The organism is Telluria sp. RB2R28, from assembly GCF_059685835.1.
Genome location: NZ_JCASIK010000001.1, coordinates 1,687,573 through 1,698,907, shown reverse-complemented (window position 1 = coordinate 1,698,907; position 11,335 = coordinate 1,687,573). Strand labels below are relative to the sequence as shown.

Below are 11,335 nucleotides of genomic sequence, written 5' to 3'. Positions count from 1 at the left end.
CCTCCCTGCGTCACGGCACAAGTCACGTTGGGGTTCCGCACGCTTGACATGTAAAACGATCGTTGTACACTCAGCCCATGGACAAAAAAACTGATATGGCAGCATCCGCAGCGCAGCTGTTTGCGCGCGAAGGCTTGCGCGGCATTGGCGTCGATCACATTGGCGCCAGCGTCGGCGCCTCCACCCGTACGCTGTACAAGCACTTCGGTTCGCGTGACGGGTTGGTCATCGCAGCGCTCGAATCGCGGCATGCGGCGTTCATGGCTGTCTTGCACCGTGACGATGGCGAGGTCGGCACTGTCGAATCGCTGTTCGATACGCTTGAACAATGGTCGGCCGAGTTTGGTGCATCCGGCTGCCTGCTGCTGCGTGCCGGTAGTGAATACCGGGGGGCGAACGATGACATCGTGGCCCTGGTGCGCCGGCAGAAAGAGGTATTCTTCAAGGAGGTCGCCAGGCGCGTCAGTCACGCGCTGGGGCATGACGATCCGTTGTTGTCTTCCCAGATCTGGATCCTGTTCGAAGGTGCCACCGCCATCGCCAGTCTGGATAACACGGCGGTAATCGGCGCTGCCAGGGCTGCTGCCGCCGCCCTGATGGCCCATGCAGGCAAGCGCAGTGAAGCATAACGTCAACCTGTTGGCGGCGGCTTTTGCGCTGACCGCCGTCTCGTACGGACTCGCGCGCTTTGCCTTCGGGTTGCTGCTGCCGGAGATACGCACTGAACTGTCACTCGATATCGGCACCACGGGCTGGATTGGCAGCAGCGCGTTCGTCGCGTATTGCATTGGCGTGTGCATCACCTTCGCATTGAACCGTGCGTGCTCGCCACGGACGATCGCCTTTGCCGCCGGATTGGCGTCGACCATCGGCATGGTCATCATCACGTTGTCCACTACCGGGGTAGTCCTGGGACTGGGCGTCGCGCTGGCCGGCCTGAGTACCGGCCTGACTTCGCCGCCACTGGCGAGGGCGGTGTCATTGCAATTTGACGATGCCCACCGGCCGAAGGCCAACGCCATCGTCAATGCGGGCACCGCAGCGGGCATCGTCTTCTCCGGCCTGGCGAGCCTGCTCGCCTTCGGTGGCTGGCGCGAACTGTATATCCTGTTTTCGGTCATCAGTGGCGCCGTAGCGGTCTGGATATTGTATGCCGTGCCAACGGGGCACGAACGCACCTCAAGCGAGCCATTCTCGTTTGCCATCTTCAGGCGTCCCGGCATGCTGGCGCTCTGCACGGGCAGCTTGTTGATGGGCTTGTCGAGTACGGCAATCTGGACATTCGGCGGCAGCCTGCTGCGCGATGAATTCAACTTCACGCAAACCGATATCGCCTGGATCTGGGTGGCGCTTGGTCTGGCTGGCGTTGCCGGTGCGATGACGGGCGTCTTCGTGCAGCGGTTCGGTCTTGTGTGGATCCATCGTGTTTCCCTGGCCGGGATGGCGGCGGGGATGATTGGCCTGTCCTTCACGTCGGTCTCGGTGGCATTCGCCTTTATCAGCGTGGCGCTGTTCGGGGCTGCGTATATCACGTCGTCCGGCGCGTTTCTGATCCAGGGTATCCGGCTGCTTCCGGATCGTCCCGATCTGGGACTGGGTATCCCGTTCCTGATTATCGCAGCAGGGCAGAGCGCGGGATCGCCATTGTTTGGCACATTGTTGAGCGGCTATGGCGCGTTTGTGGCGTTGGCTGTATTTGCGGGTGTGGCCTTGCTGTCAGCTGGTATTCGTCCACGGCATTCTGCCCATAAGGCATTTGTCGCGCCTTGACGCTCATTCCAGAAACGGGACGGGCGTGCGAATTATGCGCGTTGCCCCTGCCTGCACGCTGTTTCAGTGAGATTCCCAGCTGCTCGATCAGACCGTCGTGGTCCTGGTTTAGCGCCACGAGCACGGTCTCGTTCTCGAACAGAAAATGATAAGGCACCTCACTGATGGGCCTCCTTTTCGAGATGGCATCATACTGACGGTCTTCGATCTTATTGACAAATAGATCCAGCCTGGATTATTCATGACGGGCTGCAGCATATTAAACAAAGCCGGGGTCAGGTCTGACATTTGGACACGGACTCTTCCTTAGTACCTTCATCGGCGCATTCATGCGTAGGCTTTTTGTTGAGTTCGTGTCTGAATGCCAGACCTGACCCTGTTCGCTTTGACCCTGTTCGCTTTGACCCTGTTCGCTTGACCCTGTTCGCTAGACCTGACCCTGTTCGTTGTTAGACCTGTTCGCTGTTCGTGCTGTTCGTGTGTGCGTTTCAATCCAGCGCTCCGTGACATTCTGCGAGTATGTCGGCCATGGCGATCGGCTATGCTGAGCCTACTCGATTGGCAACGAATAAAAAGGCATCGGCAGTATGAAAAGTCATATTGGCATCGCTGTTGTTGGCGTTAATCATTGTCGTAATTGGCCAGTTGGCTGGAAGACGTCGTCGCAAAGGTGAGGCCTATCAATCTCGCGCATTGATGACTGAAAACGAGGTCGAGTTTTTTGGTCGTCTCATCGTCGCACTGCCGGATTGTTATGTCTTCCCATAAGTCGCCATGTCAGCCCTGATCCAGGCAGCCACGACATACAAAAAGCGCGCATACAGCGACCATCTTCGTATTGCGCAGCAGCGGGTGGACTATGTGGTCTGCGATCGTGGCTGCCAGATCATTGCAGTCGTCGAGCTTGATGACAGACCGCATTCCCGCAAAAAGGATGCGGTTCGGGACGGACGTCTGCTGCAAGCTCGCATTCGAACAGTGCGGTTCCAGTCCAAAAGCAAGCCAGCTGCGGAAGCTATACGCGCCACGGTTCTCTCGGCATCCGCCACGCCCGTGCCTGAATCAAAGCGGCCTGATCTGGGCAAGAAATCAGGAATGCTGACTTGACATGATTGAGTAGCGCAGGCATCCGGTTGCGACAGACAGAAACAGTCGACAGGCCGTCCTGCCCGAATACCCCAGATCGGCCACAACCGATGGAATTCTATGTACGCGATTTACTTCAGATGGAAAGTAGCCGCTGGTCGTGAATCAGACTTTGAACACGCCTGGCTTGGACTCACCGAACTGCTACGCGAAGAGCGAGGCGGTTTGGGATCACGTTTGCATCGGTGTGCCGACGGCCAATATTTTGCCTATGCCCAATGGCCGTCCGAAATCTTCTGGGCGATGCAGCCCGAGCCTACTGCACGCATGATCGAGTTACGACATCAGATGCGTCAATGCGCTGAACTTGTCGATGGGCCACACGGGGGTGACGTCGTTGCCGACCTCCTGATATCGTAGCTCCCAGGTTCGGAAACAGGCTGGTCAGTGCAATGTTCGAGCCCGGAACCTGCCAGGCTGACGCGGCTGGCAGAGTTCGGCAAAAGCAGTCGTTCGACGTCATGCACATCAAGATAGTAATGTCTTATTCTGGAGGCAAAGATGACACTGAAAAACCGCGACCGAAAGATCGACAATATTGAATTCGATGTTGCCGACATTGAAAGAAGTAAATTATTTTATGCGAAGGCATTTGATTGGCAACATACGGACTACGGTTCTGCCTACACCGAATTCACAGATGGCCGGCTGACAGGCGGTTTCGTCACGGGCGAAACGCCACGCCCCGGTGGCCCGCTTGTCATCATCTACGCAGACAATTTAGCCGAAACGCAGCGGCGGCTTGAGATTGCCGGTGCCGTGATCACCAAGCCTGTTTTTGAATTTCCCGGTGGCTGTCGGTTCCATTTTCAGGATCTTGATGGCTACGAGTTGGCAGTCTGGTCCGACAAACAAGCCTAGAAATTTTCCAGACCGCTGATCTGCGCCGCTGACTCGCATGGCCAGGTTCGTAAAAAACGGAACAATATTGATAAATAATTTCATCAAACGTCCATGAAGCTGCTTTTTTCGATGTGTTTGATGGTCGCATCGTCCGCAGCTTTTGCGGGCCAGCCTGCTAAATTTTGTGGGAAATTTTCTCCGACCGACCAAGTGTCTACGCCTCGGACCATTGCTGAAATAGAGGGGCAAGAAAAGGCGGCACTTCCGGATATGCTAAAACTGAGATCGGACTATCCGCAAGTGCCATTCGGATTCATCAACGCGGAATGGCGCGCTTTCAAATCGGTGGTTCGACCCGGCGACAAAATTGTCAGGTACAGCACTGGCCGGCATTCTTGGCAACACTTGGCTGGCGAAACCGGCTATGCATTGATCCGGTCGGGATGTGTTGTTGAATTGTTCAAGACGATGTGGAACTGACGGACCTGTGCCGCAGCGAACAATGCCGCCTTGCGCCTGTCACTGCCTGTCGGAACAGGCGGTGCATCATTTAGGCGAGCAACTTGCTGCTTTCACGCGGCGTACCAGTTTCGGCAGCCACGAACCTTGAACCAAGTGCATGGCCCATGAGAATCTCGGGTCTCGCACACCGAGAAAGACGTTGGTTTGTCTGCGCGTGATGATGGCGTCACGCAGCCAATCAATCGCCTGCACGCGACCTGACATTCTTTCGTGCCGGCCAGAGTTTCCCCGGCGCCGTCGGAGCACTTCGCGCTTGTGCGCTTGGTCGCGCATGCTCAGATTGGCACGCACGACCATGCCAGTCACGCAGTTCACCGCGCCAGCTGACGCGCCAGCCGCGCCACCGCTTCCTCGATCCGCTCATACTGCGTCGCATACGAAAAACGCACATGCCGCGCTGGCGCCGCCACGCCGAAGTCATCCCCTGGCACGATCGCCACATGCGCGTCATTGAGCAGCGCCATGCTCAGCGCCGCGCTGTCGCCGCGAAGCGGATGATCGAGCGCTGTGATGTCGGCGTACACGTAGAACGCACCGTCGGGCATCACCGGTACCCCAAACCCGAGCTGGCGCAAGGCAGGCACAAGGTAGTCGCGGCGGCGCTGGAATTCCTGGCGGCGCGCTTCGAAGATCGCCAGCGCTTCGGGCTGGAAGCAGGCCAGCGCCGCATGCTGGGCGATCGTCGGCGCGCAGATGAACAGGTTCTGGGCGAGCTTTTCGAACACCGGCACCAGGCTGTCGGGCACCACGAGCCAGCCCAGGCGCCAGCCGGTCATGTTGAAGTATTTCGAGAAGCTGTTCACGGTGATCACGTCCGGGTCCAGCGCCAGCGCGCTGACCGGCACGTGGTCGTACGACAGGCCCTGGTAGATCTCGTCGACGATGGCGAAGCCGCCGCGTGCGCGCACGGCGGCCAGCATGTCGCGCAGCTGCGCCGGGGTCATCGACGTGCCGGTGGGGTTGGACGGTGAGGCCACCAGCACGCCGCGCGTGCGCGCCGTCCATCGTTCGTGCACGTGGTGCGCGCCGAGCTGGTAGCGGTCCTCGAACGACGACGGCACCAGGATCGGCGTGCCGCCGAAGCTGGTCACGAAATGGCGGTTGCACGGGTACGAAGGATCGGGCATCAGGACCTCGTCGCCCTGGCCAACCAGCGCGGCGCAGGCCAGCAGCAGGCCGGCCGAGGCGCCGGCGGTGATGACGATGCGGCGCGGGTCGATGTCCAGGCCCTGCGTCGCGGCGTAGTGGCCCGAGATGGCGGCGCGCAGTTCCGGGAGGCCGAGCGACTCGGTGTATTGGGTGACGCCGCCACGGATCGCGGCCACGGCTGCATCGGCGACGATGTCGGGCGCCGTGAAATCGGGCTCGCCGACGCTCATGCTGATGATGTCGTGGCCCGCGCGCCGCAGCAGCGCGGCGGCTTTGACCATCTCCATGACGCGAAACGGTTCGATGGCGTGCACGCGCTGTGCGACCTGCAGGTTGGTGTCGAGGGAATTGGAAGACATGATGGCCGGATCGGAAAAGAAGCAATCCGGCCATCTTACAAGAAGCCTAGCGGTGCGTGTGGTGCTCGGCCGTCAGGCGGCGCATCAAAGGCAGTGCGGCCAACGCGATCAGCGTGCAGGCAATGGCGGCCAGCCCCAGCTTGTTGAACAGGCTCGTGTAGATCGGGAGCGTCTGCAGCGGGTTGGTCATCCCTTGCGGCACGCTGGCCATCGTGGCCACCACGCCGCCCAGGTATTGCGAAATACCGACCGCCACGAAGTAGGCGCCCATCATGAAGCCGCCCATCCGCGCCGGCACATAGCGCGCGATCATGGCCAGTCCGAGGCCGCTCACCAGGAGTTCGCCCAGCGAATACAGGCCGTAGCCCGCGATCATGATCCACGACGACGTCAGGCCGTTGACCGCGAAGGCGCCGGCAAAGCCGTACGTGAAGAAGCCCGCCGCGACGACGGCAAAGCCCAGCGCGAACTTGGCGGCGATCGACAAATCGCGGCCTGCGTTGCTGGCGCGCGTGTAGACCCAGGCCAGCACGGGGCTGAGCAGCATGATCCAGATGGCGTTGAGCGCCTGGAACTGCGCCGGCGACCAGGTGAACAGGTGGCTGCCGAACAGGCTGAAGTCCAGGTCGACGTTACGCAGCGCGAACAGCGACAGCGACGTCGACATCTGCTGGTAGAAGATGAAGAAGAAGACCGTCTGCAGCGTCAGCACGAGCGCGGCGACGAGGCCCGAGCGTTCGCTGGCCTGGCTGGTGCGGATCAGGTGGATGAAGATGCCCAGCACGACCAGCCCCGCCAGGTACACGAACAGGCGCGCAAGCCAGCCGTATTCGAGGATGAAGGCCGATGCGATCACGGCCAGCACGCCACCGCCCAGCACCAGCGCAAGCTTGCCCCAGTTGAGCGGCAAGTTATCCGGGGGCGAACCGATATGCCCGATCGTGCGGCGCAACAGGCCCACGGTGATCAGGCCGACCCACAGGCCGACACTGCAGAATGCGAACGCCACGTGCCAGCCCAGTTCACCGGCGTAGTTGGCGTTGACATGGTCCTTGATGGCCGGCGTGGCCAGCATCGAGACCGTCGAGCCGACGTTGACGGCCATGTAGTAGATGGTGAAGGCGCTGTCGATCTTCGAGTCGTTGCCTTCGTAGATCTTGCGCACCAGGTTGGCGGTATTGGGCTTGAACAGGCCATTGCCGACGACGATCACGCCAAGCGCCGAAAACGTCAGCCAGGTGTTGGTCGTCGGGATGCCCATCAGCGCGTAGCCGAGCGAGAGGATGATGGCGCCGATCACCATCGAGCGGCGCGTACCGAGCACCTTGTCGCCGATCCAGCCGCCGATCGCCGGCGCGACGTAGATCAGGGCGGCGGCTGCGCCCCACACCAGCGTGGCGCGGGTGTCGTCGAACCCCAGGCGCTGCACCATGAAGTAGACGATCAGCGCCTGCATGCCGTAGTAGCCGAAGCGCTCCCACAACTCGATCAGCGCGATCGTGGCGAATGAGCGGGTCTGGCTGACCGGGCGCCCAAGTGTCGTGTCCATACAAATCCTCTGCGACTGCGCCCCGGTCAGGCCGGCGCGCAAAATCCGACGATTCTATGCCATCTGGATAAAAGACGCATCGTCGGGCACGCTGCGCGGTGCTTACAGTTTCACGACAGTCGACGGACAATAAACCCGCAAGCGAGCGCCGGTCATTGCCTAGAATCGCGCACTGACAATATCCACAAGATCCGGAAGACTCGCATGATCGACCACACCCGGCCCATGGCCGTCCGCCTCGCCTGCGCATTGCTGCTCGGCGCCCTCGTCACCGCCTGCGGCGGCTCGGACAACCCGGCGGTGCCGGTCCCGCCACCAGTGGCCGTCACGCCGGTCGCAACAAAGCTCGACATCTTGTCGTCGACCGCGCGCGCGATGGACACCGTCGTGTTCCGGGGCGACAGCGCCTACCTGTCGCTGGCCAACAGCGCGACGGAAGGCTCGGCCGTCCTGCGCACATCGCTGCCCCTGACTGCGGCCTCGACCTGGCGCCCCGTGGATCTGGGCGGGTGCGCGATGGCGCCGGTTGGCGACTTCATCGGGCGTTCGCCGAAGATCAAGCTGGTAGGGCAGGACGTGTGGCTGATGCAACCGTGGGCAGATACGCCCGGGACCAGCAATGAGCACTCGACCTGCTCGTTGGGGCCAACTGCGATCAGCTTCGCGCCGCGCGACCAGGATCTGCGCACCTGCAACGACGACTTCTGCGAAACGCTGTCGATGCAGGATGTGAAACTGGCCGGCAACCGGCTATACAGCAACGCGGGCGGCGGCAACAACCTGCTCACCTCAAGCGACGGTGGCACGACCTGGCAAGTGATCCGGGGCTCGAAGGATTCGCAGATGTGCTACGCGACCAAGTTCCACGTGCTGGGCGACCGTGTGCTGGTCGGCGGCGAATGCCCGCTCGACATGGCGTTCGTCGAAGCGTATCGCCTCTCCGCAGACGGCGGCGCGCTGGCGGGCGAGCCCAAGCTGCCATTGACCTTGCCCGAGCTGGAAAACCGCAATGTCCAGTTCATCGAACCGGTGCCGGGCACCGAGATCGTCTACGTCGGTGTCGAAGGCGGCCTGCTGCGCAGCCTGGACAATGGCCGCAGCTTCCGGTTCGTACTGCACGAGCCGCTGACCAGTGCCAAAAGCTATCCGTACATCGGCGCCTTCCTGCCGCTGCGCGACAAGCCGGGGACGCTGGTGATCGGCGGCTTCGACAAACTGCATGGCCGGCCTTATCTGGCCTGGTCGGACGACAGCGGCAACTCGTGGAAGGACATCTCGGCGCTGGTGCCGGGCTTCGACAGGAAGACCGACGATGAATTCTCGACGCCGTCGGTATCGGCGCTGAGCCAGGATCCGCAAGGCCGCATCATCGTCGTGACGAACGAACGCGCCGATGGCCAGGGCCGCCTGATGCTGCTGACGCTCGGTACCCGCCAGGCGGCGAACGGTCTTCAGGTTTCATGTAGAGGGAGGCTGTTGGTGGCGGCCGAATTCTGTCATGCTTCGGCTGCAGCCGCACAACCTGACATAACGACAACCACGCCATGACAACAGCCACGATCGCCCGCCTTGCCCTGTGCATCACCGCACTCCCACTGGCCACCAGCACGTTCGCGTTCGCGCAGAACGCCGAGCGCCAGTTCAAGAGCGTCACGCAGAACGGCAACACGCTCGAGATCGCGACGGCCGACGGGCGCTACCTGATCAAGCCGTATTCGAGCGCGATTGTCGAGACCACCTTCATCCCGAATGGCGAGCAGCTGGACCCGGCCTCGCATGCCGTGATCCTGGCCCCGGTCCAGGCCCCGGCGACCTTCAAGGACGATGGCGCGCGCATCACGTACGCCACCGACGGCATCGCGGTCACGGTCGAGCGCAAACCGTTTCGCATCGCGTACACGTACAAGGGCAAGCCGCTGGTGGCCGAGAAACGTGGCTTTGGCCGCGTCGACGGCATGGACACCATCGAATTCGGTCTCGACGACGGCGAGGCGCTTTACGGCGGCGGAGCGCGTGCCCTTGGCATGAACCGGCGCGGCAACCGCCTGCGCCTGTACAACAAGGCTGATTATGGCTACGCCGAACGCTCCGAACTGCTCAACTTCACGATCCCGGTCGCGCTGTCGTCGAAAAAATACGCCATCCACTTCGACAATCCGCAGGTCGGCTGGCTCGATTTCGACAGCCGCAAGGACGGCACGCTGCGCTATGAAGTCATCGGCGGGCGCAAGACGTACCAGGTCGTTGCGGGCGACACCTGGGACGCCGTCATGGCCGGATACACCGACCTGACGGGCCGCCAGCCGCTGCCACCGCGCTGGGCCTTCGGTAACTTCGCCAGCCGCTTCGGCTACAAGACCGAGGCCGAGACACGCGCCATCGTCGACAAGTTTGCGCAAGAGAAGATTCCGCTCGACGCCGTCGTGCTCGACCTGTACTGGTTCGGCAAGACGGTGCAGGGCACGATGGGCAATATGGACTGGGACCGCGACACGTTCCCGCACGCCGAAAAAATGATGGCCGACTTCAAGGCCAAGGGCGTCAAGACGGTCGTCATCACCGAGCCGTTCGTCCTGACCACGTCCAAGCGCTGGCAGGAAGCGGTCGACAAGAACGTGCTGGCGCTGGACGGCGCCGGCAAGCCGGCCACGTATGACTTCTACTTCGGTAACACGGGCCTGATCGACCTGTACAAACAGGAGGGGCGCGACTGGTGGTGGAACATCTACCGCGACCTGAAAAAGGGCGGAGTCACGGGCTGGTGGGGCGATCTGGGCGAGCCGGAACTGCATCCGTCGAACCTGGTGCACGGCACGGGTACGGCGGATCAGGTCCACAACGTCTATGGCCACGACTGGGCGCGCCTGATCGCCGAAGGCTACCGGCGTGAGTTCCCGGCCGAGCGCCCGTTCATCCTGATGCGCGCCGGTTACTCAGGCTCGCAGCGCTTCGGCATGATCCCGTGGTCGGGTGACGTCAGCCGCAGCTGGGGCGGCCTGCAGTCGCAGATGGAAATCTCGCTGCAGATGGGCATGCAAGGCCTGGCGTACATGCACTCGGACCTGGGCGGCTTTGCCGGCGCGGTGCTCGACGACGAACTGTACGTGCGCTGGTTGCAGTACGGCGTGTTCCAGCCGATCTTCCGCCCGCATGCGCAAGAGGCGGTGGCGTCCGAGCCGGTGCTGCGCTCGGAGCGCACCAAGGTGCTGGCGCGCGAAGCCGTGTGGCTGCGCTACGCGATGCTGCCGTATAACTACACGATCGCCTTCGACAACCAGCAGACCGGTATGCCGTTGATGCGCCCCCTGATGTTCGTCGAGGCCGATCCGGCCCAGCCGGTCGAGCGCTCGTCGACCTATCTGTGGGGCCCGGATTTCCTGGTCACGCCGATCGTCAAGCCGGGCGCCACGCGCGCCGAGGTGTACTTCCCGGCCACGGGCAGCGTGTGGTTCGACTTCCATACGGGCCAGGCGCACAAGGGCGGCATCCTGGAGACCGTGCGGCCGGTCGACGCCAATATCCCCGTCTATGTGCGCGCCGGCGCGTTCGTGCCGATGGCGAAGGTGGTCCAGACGACGCGCGACTACACGGGCCGTCACATCGACCTGCACTACTACCACGATGCCTCGGTCAAGACCTCGAGCGGCAAGCTGTATGACGACGATGGCGAGACGGCGGGCGCTTTCGCGGCGGGCAAGTACGAGATCGTGCGCTTCACCAGCAAGCTGCGTGAAGCCGATGGCAAAACGCGGCTCGAGATCGGCTTTGCCACCGAAACCGGCAAGGCAATGACCGCCGTCCCACGGGGCTTTTCGCTGAAGGTGCACAACGTGGCGGCCAAACCGCGGGCGGTGACCGTCGACGGACGCGCCGTGCGCTTCGTCTTCAACGCCCAGCAGCACCTGCTGGAAGTGCCGGTTGCGGCGAAGGCTGGCCAGGCGGCGCAGGTGGTGGTCACGCTGTAACGGCGCATGGTCGGGACGGTGCTCTGGCGAAC

General features: G+C 62.1%; 11 protein-coding genes. 9 read left to right on the top strand and 2 right to left on the bottom strand.

Annotated elements, in window-relative coordinates; all coding sequences use genetic code 11:
* Nucleotides 1–95: 95 nt before the first annotated feature.
* The 7 genes from AC56LV_RS07365 to AC56LV_RS07335 all read left to right on the top strand — a co-directional run bounded on the left by AC56LV_RS07365 (nt 96) and on the right by AC56LV_RS07335 (nt 4,239).
* Nucleotides 96–629: a TetR/AcrR family transcriptional regulator gene (locus tag AC56LV_RS07365; protein ID WP_499556714.1), complete on the top strand. Its 534-nt coding sequence runs from the start codon at nt 96–98 to the stop codon at nt 627–629.
* The gene (locus AC56LV_RS07360; RefSeq protein ID WP_499556713.1) at nt 619–1,770 is read left to right on the top strand and encodes an MFS transporter; all 1,152 of its coding nucleotides are present in this window, start codon (nt 619–621) and stop codon (nt 1,768–1,770) included. The genes AC56LV_RS07365 and AC56LV_RS07360 overlap by 11 nt, the downstream gene beginning before the upstream one ends.
* A gap of 600 nt (nt 1,771–2,370) precedes the next feature.
* Nucleotides 2,371–2,538: a hypothetical protein gene (locus tag AC56LV_RS07355; protein WP_499556712.1), complete on the top strand. Its 168-nt coding sequence runs from the start codon at nt 2,371–2,373 to the stop codon at nt 2,536–2,538.
* Nucleotides 2,539–2,544: 6 nt separating this feature from the next.
* Nucleotides 2,545–2,877 (top strand): DUF2726 domain-containing protein, encoded by a 333-nt coding sequence (locus AC56LV_RS07350; protein ID WP_499556711.1) that lies wholly within the window; start codon nt 2,545–2,547, stop codon nt 2,875–2,877.
* A gap of 99 nt (nt 2,878–2,976) precedes the next feature.
* Nucleotides 2,977–3,276 (top strand): antibiotic biosynthesis monooxygenase family protein, encoded by a 300-nt coding sequence (locus AC56LV_RS07345; RefSeq protein ID WP_499556710.1) that lies wholly within the window; start codon nt 2,977–2,979, stop codon nt 3,274–3,276.
* 141 nt (nt 3,277–3,417) lie between these two features.
* The gene (locus AC56LV_RS07340) at nt 3,418–3,777 is read left to right on the top strand and encodes a VOC family protein (protein WP_499556709.1); all 360 of its coding nucleotides are present in this window, start codon (nt 3,418–3,420) and stop codon (nt 3,775–3,777) included.
* 93 nt (nt 3,778–3,870) lie between these two features.
* Nucleotides 3,871–4,239, top strand: coding sequence for a hypothetical protein (locus tag AC56LV_RS07335; RefSeq protein ID WP_499556708.1), 369 nt, complete (start codon nt 3,871–3,873; stop codon nt 4,237–4,239).
* A gap of 353 nt (nt 4,240–4,592) precedes the next feature.
* On the opposite strand, the gene AC56LV_RS07330 is transcribed toward AC56LV_RS07335, so the two are convergent.
* Nucleotides 4,593–5,789: a pyridoxal phosphate-dependent aminotransferase gene (locus tag AC56LV_RS07330; RefSeq protein WP_499556707.1), complete on the bottom strand. Its 1,197-nt coding sequence runs from the start codon at nt 5,787–5,789 to the stop codon at nt 4,593–4,595.
* Between the two features lie 46 nt (nt 5,790–5,835).
* Nucleotides 5,836–7,338 carry a peptide MFS transporter gene (locus AC56LV_RS07325; RefSeq protein WP_499556706.1) on the bottom strand — a complete coding sequence of 501 codons (1,503 nt, stop codon included), beginning with the start codon at nt 7,336–7,338 and terminating at the stop codon, nt 5,836–5,838.
* A gap of 204 nt (nt 7,339–7,542) precedes the next feature.
* Here AC56LV_RS07325 and AC56LV_RS07320 point away from each other — a divergent pair, with 204 nt between their 5' ends.
* Together AC56LV_RS07320 and AC56LV_RS07315 are read left to right on the top strand one after the other, a co-directional pair.
* Complete coding sequence (locus tag AC56LV_RS07320; RefSeq protein ID WP_499556705.1) at nt 7,543–8,886, top strand: beta propeller repeat protein; 1,344 nt, start codon at nt 7,543–7,545, stop codon at nt 8,884–8,886.
* Entirely contained in the window at nt 8,883–11,303 is a 2,421-nt protein-coding gene (locus AC56LV_RS07315) for a glycoside hydrolase family 31 protein (protein ID WP_499556704.1), read from the top strand. Before AC56LV_RS07320 ends, AC56LV_RS07315 begins: the two co-directional genes overlap by 4 nt.
* Nucleotides 11,304–11,335: the final 32 nt, after the last annotated feature.

Excerpts from the sequence above, each read along its gene's own strand:
- AC56LV_RS07365 (WP_499556714.1), top strand. The coding sequence starts at position 96 with ATGGCAGCATCCGCAGCGCAGCTGTTTGCGCGCGAAGGCTTGCGCGGC.
- AC56LV_RS07350 (WP_499556711.1), top strand. The coding sequence starts at position 2,545 with ATGTCAGCCCTGATCCAGGCAGCCACGACATACAAAAAGCGCGCATAC.
- AC56LV_RS07345 (WP_499556710.1), top strand. The coding sequence starts at position 2,977 with ATGTACGCGATTTACTTCAGATGGAAAGTAGCCGCTGGTCGTGAATCA.
- AC56LV_RS07340 (WP_499556709.1), top strand. The coding sequence starts at position 3,418 with ATGACACTGAAAAACCGCGACCGAAAGATCGACAATATTGAATTCGAT.
- AC56LV_RS07335 (WP_499556708.1), top strand. The coding sequence starts at position 3,871 with ATGAAGCTGCTTTTTTCGATGTGTTTGATGGTCGCATCGTCCGCAGCT.
- AC56LV_RS07330 (WP_499556707.1), bottom strand. The coding sequence starts at position 5,789 with ATGTCTTCCAATTCCCTCGACACCAACCTGCAGGTCGCACAGCGCGTG.
- AC56LV_RS07325 (WP_499556706.1), bottom strand. The coding sequence starts at position 7,338 with ATGGACACGACACTTGGGCGCCCGGTCAGCCAGACCCGCTCATTCGCC.
- AC56LV_RS07320 (WP_499556705.1), top strand. The coding sequence starts at position 7,543 with ATGATCGACCACACCCGGCCCATGGCCGTCCGCCTCGCCTGCGCATTG.
- AC56LV_RS07315 (WP_499556704.1), top strand. The coding sequence starts at position 8,883 with ATGACAACAGCCACGATCGCCCGCCTTGCCCTGTGCATCACCGCACTC.